This window comes from Candidatus Pantoea formicae, from assembly GCF_011752625.1.
GTDB classification, from domain to species: Bacteria; Pseudomonadota; Gammaproteobacteria; order Enterobacterales; family Enterobacteriaceae; genus Pantoea; species Pantoea formicae.
Map to the genome: position 1 here is coordinate 192,880 of NZ_VWXD01000003.1, position 16,869 is coordinate 209,748.

Annotated in this window: 16 protein-coding genes; 12 read left to right on the forward strand and 4 right to left on the reverse strand. The window is 52.2% G+C overall.

Annotation, left to right across the window (positions count from 1 at the left end):
• Positions 1-336 precede the first annotated feature (336 nt).
• The 6 genes from F3J38_RS09640 to F3J38_RS09665 all read left to right on the forward strand — a co-directional run bounded on the left by F3J38_RS09640 (position 337) and on the right by F3J38_RS09665 (position 6,939).
• Complete coding sequence (locus F3J38_RS09640; RefSeq protein WP_167137583.1) at positions 337-1,671, forward strand: MFS transporter; 1,335 nt, start codon at positions 337-339, stop codon at positions 1,669-1,671.
• A gap of 1 nt (position 1,672) precedes the next feature.
• A complete protein-coding gene (locus F3J38_RS09645) occupies positions 1,673-3,409 on the forward strand; it encodes a dihydroxyacetone kinase family protein (protein ID WP_167137586.1) in 1,737 nt (578 codons plus the stop codon).
• Positions 3,410-3,420: 11 nt separating this feature from the next.
• On the forward strand, positions 3,421-4,194 hold the full coding sequence (locus tag F3J38_RS09650) for a triose-phosphate isomerase family protein (protein ID WP_167137588.1): 774 nt from the start codon (positions 3,421-3,423) through the stop codon (positions 4,192-4,194).
• A complete protein-coding gene (locus F3J38_RS09655) occupies positions 4,194-5,003 on the forward strand; it encodes a sugar phosphate isomerase/epimerase family protein (RefSeq protein WP_167137591.1) in 810 nt (269 codons plus the stop codon). The genes F3J38_RS09650 and F3J38_RS09655 overlap by 1 nt, the downstream gene beginning before the upstream one ends.
• Positions 5,004-5,008: 5 nt before the next feature.
• Positions 5,009-5,866, forward strand: a complete 858-nt coding sequence (locus F3J38_RS09660) for a phosphogluconate dehydrogenase C-terminal domain-containing protein (protein ID WP_167137594.1) — start codon at positions 5,009-5,011, stop codon at positions 5,864-5,866.
• Between the two features lie 107 nt (positions 5,867-5,973).
• Positions 5,974-6,939, forward strand: a complete 966-nt coding sequence (locus F3J38_RS09665; RefSeq protein ID WP_167137597.1) for a sugar-binding transcriptional regulator — start codon at positions 5,974-5,976, stop codon at positions 6,937-6,939.
• A 37-nt stretch (positions 6,940-6,976) separates the two neighbouring features.
• Here F3J38_RS09665 and F3J38_RS09670 read toward each other — a convergent pair whose 3' ends face one another.
• Both F3J38_RS09670 and F3J38_RS09675 read right to left on the reverse strand, forming a co-directional pair.
• Entirely contained in the window at positions 6,977-7,897 is a 921-nt protein-coding gene (locus F3J38_RS09670) for a nucleotidyl transferase AbiEii/AbiGii toxin family protein (protein WP_167137600.1), read from the reverse strand.
• Positions 7,898-8,674, reverse strand: coding sequence for a type IV toxin-antitoxin system AbiEi family antitoxin domain-containing protein (locus F3J38_RS09675; protein ID WP_167137603.1), 777 nt, complete (start codon positions 8,672-8,674; stop codon positions 7,898-7,900).
• Between the two features lie 273 nt (positions 8,675-8,947).
• Here F3J38_RS09675 and F3J38_RS09680 point away from each other — a divergent pair, with 273 nt between their 5' ends.
• The 5 genes from F3J38_RS09680 to F3J38_RS09700 are packed head-to-tail and all read left to right on the forward strand — an operon-like array spanning position 8,948 to position 14,011.
• Positions 8,948-10,051: an ABC transporter ATP-binding protein gene (locus tag F3J38_RS09680; protein ID WP_167137606.1), complete on the forward strand. Its 1,104-nt coding sequence runs from the start codon at positions 8,948-8,950 to the stop codon at positions 10,049-10,051.
• A 27-nt stretch (positions 10,052-10,078) separates the two neighbouring features.
• On the forward strand, positions 10,079-11,356 hold the full coding sequence (locus F3J38_RS09685) for an ABC transporter substrate-binding protein (protein ID WP_084934900.1): 1,278 nt from the start codon (positions 10,079-10,081) through the stop codon (positions 11,354-11,356).
• Between the two features lie 10 nt (positions 11,357-11,366).
• On the forward strand, positions 11,367-12,278 hold the full coding sequence (locus F3J38_RS09690) for a carbohydrate ABC transporter permease (protein ID WP_167137610.1): 912 nt from the start codon (positions 11,367-11,369) through the stop codon (positions 12,276-12,278).
• Entirely contained in the window at positions 12,275-13,093 is an 819-nt protein-coding gene (locus tag F3J38_RS09695) for a carbohydrate ABC transporter permease (protein ID WP_167137613.1), read from the forward strand. Before F3J38_RS09690 ends, F3J38_RS09695 begins: the two co-directional genes overlap by 4 nt.
• Positions 13,094-13,105: 12 nt before the next feature.
• Positions 13,106-14,011 (forward strand): metallophosphoesterase, encoded by a 906-nt coding sequence (locus F3J38_RS09700; RefSeq protein WP_167137616.1) that lies wholly within the window; start codon positions 13,106-13,108, stop codon positions 14,009-14,011.
• A gap of 24 nt (positions 14,012-14,035) precedes the next feature.
• On the opposite strand, the gene F3J38_RS09705 is transcribed toward F3J38_RS09700, so the two are convergent.
• Positions 14,036-14,782 (reverse strand): HPP family protein, encoded by a 747-nt coding sequence (locus tag F3J38_RS09705; RefSeq protein WP_167137619.1) that lies wholly within the window; start codon positions 14,780-14,782, stop codon positions 14,036-14,038.
• Between the two features lie 190 nt (positions 14,783-14,972).
• Here F3J38_RS09705 and rluF point away from each other — a divergent pair, with 190 nt between their 5' ends.
• Positions 14,973-15,854, forward strand: coding sequence for a 23S rRNA pseudouridine(2604) synthase RluF (gene rluF, locus F3J38_RS09710; protein WP_167137622.1), 882 nt, complete (start codon positions 14,973-14,975; stop codon positions 15,852-15,854).
• A 68-nt stretch (positions 15,855-15,922) separates the two neighbouring features.
• On the opposite strand, the gene F3J38_RS09715 is transcribed toward rluF, so the two are convergent.
• Complete coding sequence (locus F3J38_RS09715) at positions 15,923-16,663, reverse strand: nitroreductase family protein (RefSeq protein ID WP_167137625.1); 741 nt, start codon at positions 16,661-16,663, stop codon at positions 15,923-15,925.
• Positions 16,664-16,869 lie beyond the last annotated feature (206 nt).

A 16,869-nucleotide genomic window follows, 5' to 3' on the forward strand; every position in this document is an offset into this window, starting at 1 on the left:
TTCATATGTCTTAAGTGCGTTTTTCCCATCAATTCCGGCTTTGAAGGCCTGTAGTGCGCTGGTTGCGCTGTAAATCCCCGTAAATCTCCGATTTATCGCCAAATTTAAATCTCATGAGCAGGGTCACATTTTCACGCTTTGCGGTTGAGCGCTGCACAATTATACGTGTAGTGTTCATTTGTTCGCATAACGATACCAATGTACAAGAAGACCCATCGAGGACTCGAACATGTGTCATTTACACCGTACCTCTCAGTACACCTGCAACCAGCGCCCCCTTGGCGTCTGGTCAACACCAATCAAAAGCTTTAACCACGCACGTCATGGAGGTGCGTTATGAGTCAGCAAACCATGACAGCGGTCGAGAAGTCCGCTATCAGTAAAATCTCCTGGCGTCTGGTGCCTTTCGTGGCGCTGATGTTCTTTATTAACTTCCTTGATCGCACAGCTATCTCATTTGCTGGGCCTAACGGTATGACGCAAGACCTCGGTCTGACGGGCGTACAGTTTGGTCTGGCGTCGGGCATCTTCTTTATCGGTTATATCCTGCTGGAAGTGCCAAGCAACCTGGCGCTGCACAAATTCGGCGCGCGCCGCTGGCTGGCGCGCATCATGATCAGCTGGGGAATTGTTTCCTTACTGTTCACTTGGGTGAGCAGTGTCGAAGGGCTGTATACGTTGCGCCTGCTGTTGGGTATCGCGGAAGCGGGCTTCTTCCCGGGCGCGATTCTTTATCTGAGCATGTGGGTACCGGGGCGTCATCGCAGCAAAATTCTGTCCCTGTTCTATCTGGCACAACCCCTAACCGTAGTGTTCGGTGCGCCATTAGCGGCAGGTTTGATTGAGCAACACGGTCTGTTTGGTCTGGACGGATGGCGTGTGATGTTCCTCGGTGTCTCAGTTCCGGCCATCTTGATCGGTATTGCGGCGTTGTTCTGGCTGGTGGATTCACCGCGTCAGGCGAAATGGTTGACGGCTGAAGAGAAAACCTGGCTGACCAACGAGTTGGAAGCGGAGCATCAGCAGAAGCAGAGCCACCAGAAACACAGCCTGCGTTCAGTGATGGGTAACGGTCGTGTGTGGACGCTGTGCCTGATCTACTTCGGCTTTATCTATGGTCTGTATGCGCTGGCCTTTTTCCTGCCGACCATTATCGGCGGCTTCCAGCAGCAGTTCGGCACCACTTTTAACGTGATGCAGAAAGGCTTGATCACCGGCGTGCCATACCTGATTGCCGCCGTGGTGATGTACTTCTGGTCAAAAGATGCCACACGTCGCGGCTGCAAAACCTGGCATATTGCGATCCCAGCTCTGGCGGGCGGTATCAGCGTTCCCCTGGCGCTGTATATGGATTCACCGTTTACCACCATCATGGTGATTGCGATTACGGCGAGCTCTATCTTCGCAGCCTTACCGAACTTCTGGACACTGCCAACGCAGTTCCTGACCGGTGCATCAGCTGCGGCTGCCATTGCACTGATTAATACCTTAGGAAACGTGGCGGGCTTCTCCGCGGGCTATATCACTGGCGCACTGCACGACGCCACCAACAGCTACGTCTTACCGATGTTTGTGGTCGGCGGATTCATGCTGCTGTCTGCCGTTCTCATGTTGTTACTTAATCGCCAACGTACGCAGTCTCAGCCGACCTCTATCGCACAGGAGCACTAAAATGACATACCTGTTTAATCAACCTTCAGCCTTTGCTGCTGAACTCATTGAAGGCTTTGTCGCCGCCAACGCCGATAAAGTTCGTCAGGTCACTGGTGGTGTGGTGCGCAGTACGCGCAGCCAGCCAAACACGGTTGCGGTGATTGTGGGCGGCGGTTCCGGTCATTATCCGGCCTTCGCCGGGTTGGTTGGACAAGGGCTGGCACACGGTGCGGCAATGGGCAACCTGTTTGCTTCGCCGTCTGCCCAGCAGATCTACAACGTGGCCCGCGCTGCCCATAACGGCGCAGGTGTCCTGTTGATGTTCGGTAACTACGCCGGTGACGTACTGCACTTTGGCCAGGCTTGCGAACGCCTGCGTGCTGAAGGTATTGCCTGCGAAATTCTGGCGGTAACCGATGACATCTCCAGCGCCAGCAAAGATGAGCTGACGAAACGTCGCGGTGTGGCGGGTGACTTGTGTGTCTTCAAAGCGGCCTGTGCGGCGGCTGAAGCGGGCGACGATCTGGCTACCGTGCTGAAAAAGTCACAGCACGCTAACGATCGCACCCGTACCTTTGGCGTGGCCTTCGCAGGTTGTACCTTACCTGGCGCGTCGCATCCGCTGTTTGAGGTGGAAAAAGGCCGCATGGCGCTGGGTCTGGGAATTCACGGTGAGCCCGGTATCAGCGAAACCGAGGTACCGCGTGCCGATGAGCTGGCTGAAATTTTTGTTGAACGTCTGCTGAGTGAAGTGCCGGCAGACATCAAACAGATTGCAGGTCAGCGCGTCGCGGTGATCCTGAACGGTTTGGGCTCCGTGAAGTACGAAGAACTGTTTGTGGTGTACCGCCGTGTGGCTCAGTTACTTGATGCGGCAGGATTAGCCGTGGTTGAGCCCGACGTGGGCGAGTTTGTCACCAGTTTTAATATGGCGGGTGTTTCTCTGACGCTAATGTGGCTGGATGATGAACTGGAAACACTGTGGCGCGCCCCCGCCAATGCACCGGCTTATCGAAAAGGAAGTGTCCTGATCGCTGAGCCTTTAAGTGCAGCAGAATGCGAAGAGAGCACTGAAGAAGCGCTGCCACAGGCTTCTGCTGAATCTCAGCAAAGCGCACAGCGGGTCTTATCCCTTCTGGAGTCTGTCGCTGACTTGTTACAGCGTAACGTGCAAAAGTTGGGCGACATTGATGCTGTCGCCGGTGACGGTGACCACGGCATTGGTATGGAACGTGGCGTGCTCGGCGCGGTGGAAAAAGCGCGTGAAGTGGCTGCACGTGGTGCGGGAGCGGGGAGTTTGCTGTGCCGGGCGGCGGATGCCTGGGCAGACAAAGCTGGTGGCACTTCAGGTGCGTTGTGGGGGGTAGCCTTAACCGCGCTGGGCACCTCGATTGGCGATAATCAATCACCGGATGCGCAACGTGTCGCCGCTGGGGTAAAAGGCGCTAAAGACGGCATCATGCACTTTGGTAAAGCCAAAGTCGGTGACAAAACCATGGTTGATGTGTTGGTGCCGTTTAGCGACAGTCTTAACGCAGCAGTCGCGGAGGGAGCTTCACTGACCGATGCCTGGCTGGCGGCAGCAAAAGTGGCCGATAAGGCCGCGCAAGATACGGCGCATCTTGTTCCAAAAATGGGGCGTGCTCGCCCGTTGGCAGAGAAAAGTGTTGGCACACCGGATGCCGGTGCGATTTCGCTGGCGATGATCGTCAACAGGGTTGGCGATTTGCTAAAAGAACAGAAAGTCTCTCAGTAAGGAGCATCACAATGTCTCAGCCTAAGATCTGGCTCGGCGTCAGCCTGAAAATGTACTTCGGTTATCAGCAAACATTGGACTGGTGCCGCAAAGTAGCCGGACTGGCGCAGCTTCCGGCGGTGAAAAACGGAGAAGTGGGGCTGTTCGTACTGCCTGCCTATCCTGCCATCCCAGCCGTTGCCGACATCTTTGCTAAAACGCCGGTTCGCTTTGGCGGACAGGATGTGTGTCAGGCCGAGAACGGTGCCTGGACCGGTGAAGTGAGCGCCAGCATGTTGCAGGAGCTGGGTTGTTCACTGGCCGAGATTGGTCATGCAGAACGTCGTCGTCATTTCCATGAAGACAAAGCGCAAATTGCGGCCAAAGTCGCCATGTCGCTGCGCCATGGTTTAACGCCAGTGTTATGTATCGGCGAAGAGCAACAGGCTGAGCCGGAGCAGGCGATTGCATTATGCGAGCAGCAGCTCGCCGAAGCCTTAGCGGATGCCGCGCAACAAGGGCTGAAGGGTGAAGTGTTCTTCGCCTATGAACCGCAATGGGCGATTGGCGCACCGCAGCCCGCCCCCGACAGCTACATCCGCGCGGTTTGTGCGGGCCTGCAACAGTTGAAAACGCCAAACGGCATCACATTGAAAATTATTTATGGCGGCAGCGCAGGACCGGGACTGATTCAGCGTCTGGGCGCAGACGTCAACGGCCTGTTCCTCGGCCGCTTTGCCCACGATCCTAACGCGCTGGCGCAAATCATTGAAGAAGCCAGCGTGCTGGCCAAGGAGATCCGTTAATGAGCCGTATCGGACTCAGTACCTATGCCTTTTTCTGGCGCATGTCCAGCAAAGTGCCGAACCCACTGACGCTGGAGCAGATGCTGCAACAGACCGCTGAGATGGATGTGTCGGTATTTCAAATTTGTGATTACCCGGCGATTGAAAGTTGGTCAGATGAGCAGTTACAGGATCTTCGCCAACTGGCCGACAAGCTTGGCATCACGCTTGAGCTGGGTACACGCGGCTTGGGCACCACCCATCTGCGTCGCTATCTGCATATGGCAAACATTCTCGATGCGCGCGTGGTGCGCTCGATGTTCTACACCGCCGAACACCGCCCGTCACTGGACGAAGCGGCTGAACTAATTGCTGCTGTTTTGCCGGATTTTGCGCGTCAGCAGGTGCGTTTGTGTCTGGAGACCTACGAGCAGGTCAAGAGCGGCGCAATGATGTCAGTGATTAATAAGTTCTTGTCGCCGTGGCTGTGTGTCTGCCTGGACCCGGCTAACTGCGTGGCAGGACTGGAATTGCCTGAGCAGGTCATCGCCAATACTGCCGCGCGTGTCGGCAATCTCCACATTAAAGATTTCGCCTTTACACGTCGTGATGGCTGGGTCGGCTTTACCTATGCGGGCTGCCTGATGGGCGAAGGCCTGCTGGATTATGACCGGATGATCGCCAGCGTGCGCCCGGTTGAAAGAGAGATTAACCAAATAGTCGAACACTGGTTGCCGTGGCAAGACGATGCCGCGTTGACCTGCGAGCGAGAAGCCGAGTGGACTCGCCGTACCGTTGAATTCTTACGTAGTAAACAAGATCAGGAGTAATACCGATGAGCAATACATTGAAAACCATCACCGTGATTGGCGCCGGCGGCAAAATGGGCATGCGTATTTCTGCCAACTTCCAGAAAAGCGCATACCAGGTGTTTTACGTTGAAAACTCCCCGAAGGCGCAGGAACAAGTCACTGCGCAAGGTCGTGAGTTGTCTGATGCGGCTTCCGTGGTGCCGGTCAGTGATGTGGTGATCCTGGCGGTGCCGGATATCGTGTTGGGCAAAGTGTCAGAAGGCGTGGTGCCACAGATGAAAGCGGGGGCCATTTTGCTGACGCTGGACCCTGCTGCAGCCTACGCTAACCTGATCGCGCATCGTGATGGCATTGAATACGCGGTTGCCCATCCTTGCCATCCGTCGGTGTTCCTGGAGCGTTACACCAAAGAAGAACATGCGGATGCCTTTGGCGGTATCGCCGCTGTTCAGCACGTTGCGGCTTCGTATGAAACCGGTAGCGATGCGCAGAAAGCCGAACTGAGCAAAGTGATCAGCGTGATGTACGGCCCAGTCGAAGAAGTGCATTGGGTCACGGTGACGCAGTTGGCTTACCTGGAGCCAACGCTGGTGGAAACCGTGGCTTGCATGGTTGGCGCGTTCATGAAAGAGGCGCTGGATGAAACCGTGAAGCACAGCGGTGTGCCAGAAGAAGCCGCGAAAGCGATGCTGTATGGTCATATTCAGATCGCACTGGCTGTGGCTTTCCGCGCCACCAACCCGTTCTCAGATGCCTGTATGATCGCGATGGAGTACGGCCGCGAGAAAATTGTTAAGCCAGACTGGAAGCAGATCTTCGATCAGAAAGAGCTGGATATTGTGATTGCCCGTATGTTGAAAATTGACGCAATCAAACGCTAAGCGTGATGTGTCTTACGACTCGCGACGCCGCTGTCTGGCGAAGCGAGTCGTATCAATGATATAACTCCTTCCTCAAATCAAGTGTCACGATACAAGACAGGTAACGGATGGAAAAAAACACGCTTTCTCAGGACTCCGAGCTGCTGACAGAAATTGCTGTAGCCTATTATCAGGACGAAATCACCCAGGAGGAGATTGCGCGTAAGTTTGGGATTTCCCGCATTAAAGTTGGCCGTCTGCTCAAGCGCGCGCGTGAAGAGGGTATCGTCGAGATTAATGTGCGCTATCATCCGGTGTTCAGTACACGTCTTGAACAACAGCTGCAAAACCGTTTTCCCCAACTGCAACGCGCACTGATTGCCCTGGATTCCCCCGATGATGAAGAGCAACGCCGTCAGGTTGCTGCGTTGGTGTCATCACATCTCGCGCAGTCCTTGAAAGATAATGCCATCGTGGCGGTAGGACAGGGACGCAACGTGGCGGCAGTTGCTGATTATCCCGGTCAGGTGCCGACGCGCAATTGTCTTTTCATCAGTGGCATTGGCGGTACGCATCGTCCCGGTGACGCCATTAATGCCGATCACATTAGCCGTCGTCTGGCGAAGAAATTTGGTGGTATCAGTGAAACCCTGTATGCCCCGGCCTATGTCGAGAACCGCGCACTCCGTGACGCCTTTATGCAAAACGGCACCATCAAAGAGACGCTGGACCGGGCGCGTAAGGCCGATGTGGCGATAGTGGGCATCGGTGATATGAATGAAAACAGCTATATGGTGAAACTTGGCTGGTTCACGCCGCATGAAATTATTGATGCGCATGTGAATCAGGGCGTGACTGGCGATGTGGCGGGCTACGACTTCTTCAATGCCCAAGGGCAGCATGTCGATACGGTAATGAATGACCGTGTCATTGGCCTCAGCATCGAAGAATTACGCAAGATCCCCTGCGTGATTGCGATTGCTTCCGAGAATACAAAAGCCATGGCCATTCTCGGCGCGTTGCGCACGGGTGCAATCGATATTGTCGCTACCACGGCACAAAATATTCGCACGATTTTGAGTATGTCGCAGTAATTTGTCTTCAGTGGCTAAGCCATACTGCATGGCTTAGCTATGAAGTTATTAGCAGTACGTCCTTGAGTTTTGCCAGAGCTTCCGTGTGTTTAGATGGCTGCATGTTAGATAAATTATGTAATTTCCAACGTACGGCAGGTAATTGCTCAACATCTGTTAATCCCAACAAGGCCCAGTCTGGTGTTCCATATTTGAATGTCAGTAGAAAGTGGCGCTCTTGCTCGGTAATTGAACGATTTATCGTCTCAATTAATTGGGTTCTTGCTGCTTCCAATTCCTCCCTTGAGACATCAATCTCCGCCATATTACGAAATTCACCCTCATAAACACTGCCAATGTCTTTTAATTGAGGCCTCAACAATTCTGATAATGGGCGAGGGTGGCTAACTAAATAGACCAGCAGTGCCTTGCGCAATTCTTCTGTGAGCCCTTCATTATCGAGCAAAAACTTAATATCAAACAAATCACGAGGATGTTGACGATCTAAAGCTGCACATATTTTTCCCGCATAGAGGTCAGCAAAAGCGACGACTAGCGTCTCTGCGAAGCCAAATTCCTCCTCGACGGAATCACTCACTGAGATAACCGAAGGCTCATAGACGGTGCCACGCAACACGGGAGATAACTCAATTTTTATCTGTATGCCGCTACGCACAACCGTCAGTCTTAACGCGTCTATTTTATCTTCGTAAGATTTAATTACTGTGCTGCCTGCTAATGTCGCGATGATGCTATTCGTGATTTCATTTAACTTCAAACGGATAGTCATTAGAGATTGCTGACGATCCATCACGGGTAGAAAAACCAAGTCAATATCGACGGATAAACGGGGTAAATCACGAATAAAGAGATTTATCGCCGTGCCGCCTTTGAGTGCGAAGCAGTTATGCTGAGAGACAATTGGCAGGATCTGCAGCAATAACTGTACTTGCTTATAATAAACACTCTGGCGGTCCATTTACGTCGACTCCTTGGGTACAGTTATATTCCATGTTTTATCCAATCGGCCACCACGTGCTATTTCACGCTTTCCCACACCCAAATCATATTCTTCCGGTTTTAGGTATTTGAACCAAGCATGATTGTACTGTTGAGACAGCCATAAAAATAATCGTTTACTCTTAATGCTGGAGCTGGCACGCAACAGGGCATCCATTTTTTTAGGCGATAAAGTGGATAAGCTCTGCATCAGTTGAGCTGCATGTTCAAAGCTTATTGTTGATGGAACACCTGCCAGGGCCTCCAGTATCGCTTTTTCAGGTGAGGAGTAGAGCAAGGGAGGAAGTGACTCTCGCCAGTGATCCTCTCGAAGATAGTGAGTCTTCTGCATCAATGAAGCGGGCCATAATCGGCGAGTGCTGTGCCATTCAAAATGAATGTTGTTGTCGATTTTATTCAGCCATGCAGGTAAGGCCGTTTCTGCGTACAGATTGATGTGGATACGTTTGCTACGTGATTGATAATGAGCGAGCCCTTCTTGATCTAGTGCGCTCAAGCCGCCGACATGCACGGGGAAGAAACTCATCCTTTGCAATGAGGTGACAATGCCTTTCCAGTTAACCTGCAACACTTCACGGACATACACACCAGGGGTAAGTGTCAGCAGCGTTTGACTTTTGACCGCATTATCAATGAAGTGGGGGTTCAAACCTTGTGTGACTAACCAAGGTTTAGTGGCGAGTAATCCCGCAGGAAGCATCATTTTCAGTTTTTGACGACTTTCAGCGTTTAACATCGTTTCTGGTTTGCATAGTTGTCAGATGACGGCAATTATCGCCGTTAATTTTATATTAAGCAAACCTTACAGGGCTTTGGGTTTGTTATGTTTGGATTTTACGGCAATTATCGCCGCTTATTATAATTTTAATAAACCAAGTGGTGGTCTTTCTAACGTTCATATAACTTAATGACGGCCTAATCCCAGTCACTCAACCGTCACCTCAGCACCATAAATCCTTCATTTCCCTAAGCTAGCTTACCGCCATTCTGTTTTCAGGACTGCGGATGCATGAGCCACCTTTCGCTTCATCACATCACTAAAGCATGGGGCGAAAAAATCGCCCTGAATGACATCAGTTTTGACGCCGCAGAAGGCAGCTTTGTCGCGCTACTTGGCCCCTCTGGCTGTGGCAAATCCACGCTGCTGCGCACTATTGCCGGGCTTGAAACCGCCGACAGCGGCGAGATCCATTTCAAACACAGCGATATCACACATTTACCGCCGTCGCAGCGCAAGCTCTCCATGGTGTTTCAATCCTATGCGCTGTTTCCGCATCTCAATGTACGTGAGAACCTGCTGTTTGGTCTGAAAGCGCGTGGGGAAGACAAGCAGACGTTTACCGCACGCCTGGATGACGTCAGTAAACTGATGGAGCTGGATAAACTGCTCGATCGGCTACCTTCGCAACTCTCGGGTGGACAGCAGCAACGTGTGGCGCTGGGTAGGGCGGTGATCGCTAACAACAATCTGTGTTTAATGGATGAACCGCTGTCCAACCTCGATGCCAAGCTGCGTCAAAGCATGCGTCGTGAAATTCGCGCATTACAAAAGAAACTGGCACTGACCATGCTGTATGTCACGCATGACCAGACAGAAGCGATGAGCATGGCGGATAGCATTATCCTGCTGAATGACGGCCATATTGAGCAGCATGGGACGCCCAACGACCTTTACAACAATCCTGCCACTATTTTTGCTGCGCAGTTTATTGGTGCACCACCGATGAACATCTTGCCGCTGCATGCCAAAGGCGAACAGCACTACCTCAGTCATCTGCAGGCTCCCGTAGTAGAGCGTTGTGATGAGGTCGCGCTCAGTCTGGGACTGCGTGCCGAGGATATACAGCTTATCTCTGCCGATCATGCGGCGCTCACCGCGCGGGTTATCAGTTACGAATATATGGGGTCTGACACCTTACTGGCCTGCCAACTCGCAGGATTGTCCGAGCTTGTGACCGTCAAAGTGCCGGGTATGCAACGCTATGACGAAGGCAGTCTGGTTGGCTTGCAGTGGTCCGCCGCCCGTCAATATCTGTTTTCAAGTACCAGTGGCAAACGCTGTGCGTCTGCCGAACAACAAATGTTTTCCTCACAGAAAAAATACGCTGTTTAACCGTTGTTTTTCGCCCAAGGGATAATCATGTCTGCGATCCGTTACTCACGTCTGGCCTCTGCTGTATTACTCTGTGCAACTGCATCCGCCTTTGCTGCGGATCCTGTCAAACTGCAGATGTACTATCCGATCGCGGTCGGTGGCAAAGTCAGCCACACCGTCGACTCGCTGGTGGCTGATTTTGAAAAAGAGCACCCAGAAGTGAGCATTCAGCCGGTTTATACCGGTGACTACGCCACAACGGTCACCAAGGCCCTGACGGCATTTCGCGGCGGTAATGCCCCGCAGCTGGCCGTGATTGGCGATATTGAAGCCTATTCATTGATCGACGCGGGCGCAATCGTTGCCGCCAGCGATCTGGCCACGGGTGATGAAGGTAAAAAGTGGATCGACGGTTTTTATCCCGCTTTCCTGCGCCACATCGACGGCAAAGTGTGGGGGGTGCCGTTCCAGCGTTCTACCGTGGTGATGTACTGGAACAAACAAGCCTTCGAAAAAGCGGGACTGAATGGCGACACGCCGCCGGCTAACTGGCAGCAAGTGGTCGAGTTCAGTAAGAAACTGACCATCAAAGATGCCAACGGTGTCAGTCAGTGGGGCATTGAGATCCCGTCCACACCCAACGGTTACTGGAACTTCCAGGGTCTTTCTGCCACCAACGGCGGTCGTCTGGATAACGGTAAAGGCACTGCCGTTAACTTTAATACGCCGGGTAACATCGAAACTCTGCAGTGGTTGACCGATCTCGGTCAGAAAGAAGAAGTGTCACCGAAAGGGGCTATTGCCTGGGGCACCACGCCACAGGACTTCATTAGCGGCAAAACGGCGATGATGGTCACCACGACGGGTAACCTGACTAACGTGCGCGACAATGCCAAATTCCCGTTTGGTGTCGCGATGTTGCCAGAGAAAACCCAACGCGGTAGCCCAACCGGCGGCGGTAACCTGTATGTGTTTAAGAATGCCACGCCTGAACAGCAAAAAGCCGCCATGGAATTTATTCGTTGGGTGACCTCGCCGGAACAAGCGGCGCGCTGGAGTATTGCTACCGGTTATGTGGCAACTTCGCCAGCGGCATGGGATACCACAGTGATGAAGGATTACGTCAAAGAGGTGCCTCAGGCGCTGGTCGCACGTGAACAGTTGAAGTATGCACAGCCGGAACTGTCGACCTATAACAGTGTGCAGATTCAGGATGCACTGAACCACGCGGTAGAAGCAGCGGTAACGCAAGCCAAAACGCCTGCCGAAGCCCTGGAAGGTGCGCAAAAGCAAGCCGACCGTCTGTTAAAGTCATACCAGTAACGGAAGCGCTATGAGCACGATTCTCTCGAGCATGCCGCTGCGTCGTTCATCATGGTGGAAGATGCAGCTTTATGGATATCTGTTGGTGCTACCTGCGCTGTGTTTTTTGTTGCTGTTCACACACTATCCGGCGGTGGCGACCATTTGGGAGAGTCTGTTTAGCGCTTCACGTAATAATCATCCGGCCCATTTTGTTGGGCTGGATAATTACATGGCGTTGCTGGATGACGACATCTTCATTCAGTCGCTGTGGAATAACTTGCTGTATGCACTGATCACCATTCCGCTGGCAGTGATCCTCGCTTTGCTGATGGCGCTGGCGGTAAATCGGCGAATGGCGGGTAACGCGCTGGTGCGCGCCGCTTTCTTTATCCCTTCGCTGCTGCCGATGATTGCGATCGCCAATTTATGGCTGTTTTTTTACACGCCGCAGTTGGGATTGCTGAATAAGCTTCTGGCTCTGTTCTCACTGCCTGCGGTTAACTGGCTAGGGGAACCGAGTACGTCACTCTACTGTTTAATGGCGGTATCGGTGTGGCGAGAGGCGGGTTTCTTTATGATTTTTTATCTCGCGGCATTGCAGCAGATCGACCCACGGCTGAGTGAAGCCGCTCAGATTGAAGGGGCATCACGCGGATATTTCTTCCGGCGCGTCCAGTGGCCACTCTTAATGCCCACCACGCTGTTTGTGTTAATCAATGCGTCGATGAATGCGTTCCGTATTGTTGATCAGGTGATTGCCATGACCAATGGCGGGCCGAATAACAGTAGTAGCCTGTTGCTGTTTTATATCTATCGTACTGCCTTTAGTTTCTGGGATATGCCTGCGGCGGCCGCTATGACGGTGGTGCTGTTGGTGATTCTGGCAGCGATTGCACTGATTAAATTCAACCTGCTGGACAAGCGAGCCCACTATCAATGAAGACATCTCTCTCTTTGGGCAAGGTGTGTCTTAATCTCACCCTCTGGCTGGCTGCTTTATTATGGTTTTTGCCGATTCTGGTCGCGTTGTGGGTCGCCGTACATCCGGCATCGGATCAAGCCAGCTTCAGCTTGTTCTCCCCGCTGACGTTTGAGAACTTTGTTAAAGCCTGGCATGCCGCCCCATTTGCGCGCTATTTCCTTAACACCATGCTGCTGGTGCTGATGATTGTGGTGGTACAGCTGATTCTGGCAACCATGGCGGCTTACGCGCTGGTACGCTTCAAAATGAAATTCTCCGGGGTTATCTTTGCGCTGATTTTACTGCAATTGATGATAAGCCCCGATGTGCTGATACTGAATAACTATAAAACCATTGGTGCACTCGGTCTGCGCGATAGCTTGACCGGTATTGCATTGCCTTATTTCGCCTCCGCGTTTGCTATCTTCCTGCTGCGCCAGACGTTTAAAAGCATTCCTTTGGTGCTGGAAGAGGCGGCAATTGTTGAAGGTGCCAGTCGCTTTTACATTCTGCGCAAAATCTATATTCCTCTGGCAAAGCCGATTTATATTGCTTTTGCTCTGGTGTCGATCAGTTTCCATTGGAACGATTTCCTGTGGCCGCTGGTGATCACCGACTCGGTCAACGTACGACCACTGACCGTAGGTTTACAGCTGTTTTCTGCACCGGAGCAGGGCGTACAGTGGGCATTAATTGGCGCCGCCACGTTGATGACCACCTTGCCGCTATTGGTGTTGTTCCTGATTTTTCAGCGTCAATTTATTCAGTCATTCATGCGTGCCGGTATCCGCTAAGGAGTGCTTCCCGTGACCCATCCGCATCCACTGACTTCATCACAGCGCGAGTTATTAGGCGATGTGGCTGAACTTTATGCGTTGCCTGATTTACGTCCTACCGTCTTGGATCGTACGCTGCGCTTTGGCCTGATTGCCGATCCCCAATATGCCGATGTAGCCCCTGACATCGCGAACAATCTTTACTACCGTCAGGCGTTGCATAAACTCCCGCAGGCGATTTCAGTGTTGAATCAACAGCCGCTCGACTTTGTCGTGACCTTAGGGGATTTAGTTGACCGCCACTGGGAAAGCTATGCGGCAGTTTTACCGTTATACGACCGTCTCGAACATCCGCATGCGGTGGTGTTAGGGAATCACGATGTGCAGACGATCGCACAACATCTGAATAACCGCGCGCCGCTGCCCAAAAGTTATTACGCGTTCCGCTTAGCAGGTTGGCGCTTTATTGTGTACGACGGCAATGATGTCAGCCACTACTGCAATGCTTTGAACGGCGATGATTATTATCAAGCAGAGACATTGCTGGCTGATTTGCGTGCCCAGCAGCAACCGCAGGCCCAGCCGTGGAATGGGGCAGTGGGGCAGCAACAGTTAGCGTGGATTGAGCAACATCTGATTGAAGCGCGACAGCAGGGCGAGAAAGTGGGCGTGTTTGGCCATTACCCGCTGGCACCGCATACCACGCATATTCTGATGAATGCACATGTGCTGGTGGACCTCCTTACTAGTTACAACATACAGTTTTGCTTTTCTGGTCATGACCATCGCGGCAATTTTGCACGCATCGGCCAAACAGGCTTTTATACCATGAAAGGCATGCTGGATGGGCCAGCCGATGTCCCGTTTGCGGTGGTTGAAGTCACTGAAGATAGGGTAAAAGTGAATGGGTTTGGGAGTGAAGTGAGCCGCACCTGAAATTCGGGCGGCTTATCAGTGGCTTTAGCTGGCGCGTTTTAACGGTTGCACATTCTGCTGTTGGCGGCGAATCGCAATCTCTTCGGCGCGTTGTAGCAACTGTTGTAGGTCATCTTCATCAATATCCAACAGCTGCCCATTTTCCAACGCCTTATGGAGATCGTCACGCGTGATAGGAACGTCCAGTGCAACTGGCTGTGGTTTAGGCTCATTCGACGCCAGCGCATGAGGGTAGCGACGCCCGGCCAAATTATTGAAGATCAAGGCCAGCAGTGCTAAGCACACCGAATTAAGCAGTACCGGCGTCAGGACAAAGTGATAACCCAATTGCTGCACGCCATTGCCACCGAGCACTGCCGTTAACGCCACCGCACCGCTGGGTGGGTGCAAACAGCGTAACTGGAACATCAGCAAAATCGCCAGGCCAGCCGCAATACCGCAGGCCAGCGCCGGGTGAGGGACATACATTGCGGTGGTCACACCAATTAAACCTGCGACCAGATTGCCGCCGATAATTGACCACGGCTGTGCTAATGGACTGTTGGGTAAACCGAAAAGCAATACCGCTGATGCGCCCATCGGTGCCACAAACCATAAGTTCACCTCACCCAGCAGCCAATGGCTGGTAAGACTGGTGATCATCAAGCCTATACCCGCCCCTAGACTGGCCATCGCCATCTGCTTTTTGGCTCCAGGTAGTGGATGCGGCCAAAAACGCGCGAGAAAAGTACGCAATGATGCCAGCCTGTTGATGCGGCGAGATTCGGTCATGGCGGAATGGCTCTGTCATAAGAAAAAACGATGGATGCAGATTGTCGCCGATCGATTTGTTGAGAACAACCACAATGTTAGTGTGCTGTTACGCACAGGTGATTAAAATGCGCATCAATGCGGTGATGTTTAACAGCGGCTTACACTACGTCTAAGGTTGCTGTATAGTCCGTTTTTTTTCGGAGGAACCATGCTGCCCAACTCATCCACCCGCCTGAACAAATACATCAGCGAGAGCGGAATTTGCTCACGTCGTGACGCCGACCGCTATATCGAACAAGGCAACGTTTTTATTAATGGAAAACGCGCCACCGTCGGTGCGCAAGTGTTTGCCGGTGATGAAGTTAAAGTTAATGGGCAGTTGATTGAACCGCGCAACGAAGAAGATTTGGTGTTGATCGCACTGAATAAACCCGTGGGCATCATTACCACCATGGAAGAGGGTGAGCGCGACAATATCGGTGACTTTGTTAACCACAGTAAGCGCGTGTTCCCCATTGGTCGTCTGGATAAGGATTCTCAAGGTCTGATTTTCCTGACTAACCACGGCGACCTGGTGAATAAAATTTTGCGTGCTGGCAATAATCACGAAAAAGAGTACGTGGTTACCGTAGACAAGCCGATTACCGACGAGTTTATCGCCGGAATGGCAGGCGGCGTACCAATGCTCGGTACCGTAACCAAAAAATGCAAAGTGAAGAAAGAGTCGACCTTTGTATTCCGTATTATTTTAGTTCAGGGCCTGAATCGCCAGATTCGTCGTATGACCAAGCATTTTGGTTTTGAAGTGACCAAACTTGAGCGTACACGCATTATGAATGTGAGCCTTAAGGGTATCCCACTGGGCGAGTGGCGAGATCTGACTGACGATGAGCTGATCGAGTTATTTAATTTGATCGAAGACTCATCTTCTGAAGATCAAAAAACGCAGAAAACGCAGGCGAAAAAGAAACCCGCCTCTACGGCGAAGAAGCCCGTCATGAATGGGCCAAAACAGAGCGAGAAAACCGCGGGCAAACCGGCGGGTCGCCAGCGCTTCACACAGCCTGGGCGTAAAAAGAAAGGGCGGTAAACCTGTTGCACGTGAGTGCCACTGCATAATTTCGTTGTTCGGTCGCCATTCAAGGCGACCGAAAAGACTTACTTGTCGTTGCCGAATCCCTGCTTCTTCAGCGCGGGCAACACATCCGGGAAGTAAACTTTGCTGTAATAGCCGCTCACGCTTTCACTCCAGCTTTCACCGTCATTACGCCCGGTGTCCTTCCAGTGCTGCAAAATTTCCTTGTTATAGTCGGCAATATGCTGCTCCAGACCTGCACGTTGATAACGTTCATCATGGCGGAAGGTCGCCAGTGGTAGACGTGGCTTCTGCGCCGCAGGTTGATCAACATGACCTATCACGACACCCGCAACCGGGAAGGTGTGCTCTGGCAGGTCCAGTAAGGCAATGAGTTCCTGAGGCACACGACGAATACCGCCGATGGGCACGATACCGAGCCCTTCTGCACGCGCGGCCGCCATGAGTGTACCCAAAGCAATACCGACGTCCGTCGAACCCGACACAATACTCTCGATACTTTGATGTGCCAGCTGCTGGCGATCGACTGCGGCCATGGCTACCTGAGATTTGTGCATGTCCAGCACCAGGGTGATAAAGACCGGGGCTTTCGCAATCCAGGGCTGGCCACCGGCAATCTGCGAGATTTGCGCGCGTTTAGCAGCATCACGAGACACGACTAATGACACCTGCTGTGAGTTCACTGAAGTCGGTGCGCGATACGCAGCAGAAATGATGCGATCTAATACTGCATCGTCAACGGGTTGGTCGGTAAAGCTTCTGTCACTTTTATGGCTAGTAAAGATATCGATCAAAGAACTCATGGTGCCTCCTGGTTAGATGGCAGGAGCCTATCAGAAGGTGACAGGAATAAACTTAACCGTTATTGCCGTGGCTAATGAATTCTCCCGTAATTCCATTCGTTAACTAGCCTAAGGAGAAAATAGCATTAAGGATAAAATAACGCTGTGTTAATTTCCTGTTATGCGCCGTATCGCATACACCCACTAACATTGTTTATTTTATTATT

Excerpts from the sequence above, each read along its gene's own strand:
- F3J38_RS09640 (WP_167137583.1), top strand. The coding sequence starts at position 337 with ATGAGTCAGCAAACCATGACAGCGGTCGAGAAGTCCGCTATCAGTAAA.
- F3J38_RS09645 (WP_167137586.1), top strand. The coding sequence starts at position 1,673 with ATGACATACCTGTTTAATCAACCTTCAGCCTTTGCTGCTGAACTCATT.
- F3J38_RS09650 (WP_167137588.1), top strand. The coding sequence starts at position 3,421 with ATGTCTCAGCCTAAGATCTGGCTCGGCGTCAGCCTGAAAATGTACTTC.
- F3J38_RS09655 (WP_167137591.1), top strand. The coding sequence starts at position 4,194 with ATGAGCCGTATCGGACTCAGTACCTATGCCTTTTTCTGGCGCATGTCC.
- F3J38_RS09660 (WP_167137594.1), top strand. The coding sequence starts at position 5,009 with ATGAGCAATACATTGAAAACCATCACCGTGATTGGCGCCGGCGGCAAA.
- F3J38_RS09665 (WP_167137597.1), top strand. The coding sequence starts at position 5,974 with ATGGAAAAAAACACGCTTTCTCAGGACTCCGAGCTGCTGACAGAAATT.
- F3J38_RS09670 (WP_167137600.1), bottom strand. The coding sequence starts at position 7,897 with ATGGACCGCCAGAGTGTTTATTATAAGCAAGTACAGTTATTGCTGCAG.
- F3J38_RS09675 (WP_167137603.1), bottom strand. The coding sequence starts at position 8,674 with ATGTTAAACGCTGAAAGTCGTCAAAAACTGAAAATGATGCTTCCTGCG.
- F3J38_RS09680 (WP_167137606.1), top strand. The coding sequence starts at position 8,948 with ATGAGCCACCTTTCGCTTCATCACATCACTAAAGCATGGGGCGAAAAA.
- F3J38_RS09685 (WP_084934900.1), top strand. The coding sequence starts at position 10,079 with ATGTCTGCGATCCGTTACTCACGTCTGGCCTCTGCTGTATTACTCTGT.
- F3J38_RS09690 (WP_167137610.1), top strand. The coding sequence starts at position 11,367 with ATGAGCACGATTCTCTCGAGCATGCCGCTGCGTCGTTCATCATGGTGG.
- F3J38_RS09695 (WP_167137613.1), top strand. The coding sequence starts at position 12,275 with ATGAAGACATCTCTCTCTTTGGGCAAGGTGTGTCTTAATCTCACCCTC.
- F3J38_RS09705 (WP_167137619.1), bottom strand. The coding sequence starts at position 14,782 with ATGACCGAATCTCGCCGCATCAACAGGCTGGCATCATTGCGTACTTTT.
- rluF (WP_167137622.1), top strand. The coding sequence starts at position 14,973 with ATGCTGCCCAACTCATCCACCCGCCTGAACAAATACATCAGCGAGAGC.
- F3J38_RS09715 (WP_167137625.1), bottom strand. The coding sequence starts at position 16,663 with ATGAGTTCTTTGATCGATATCTTTACTAGCCATAAAAGTGACAGAAGC.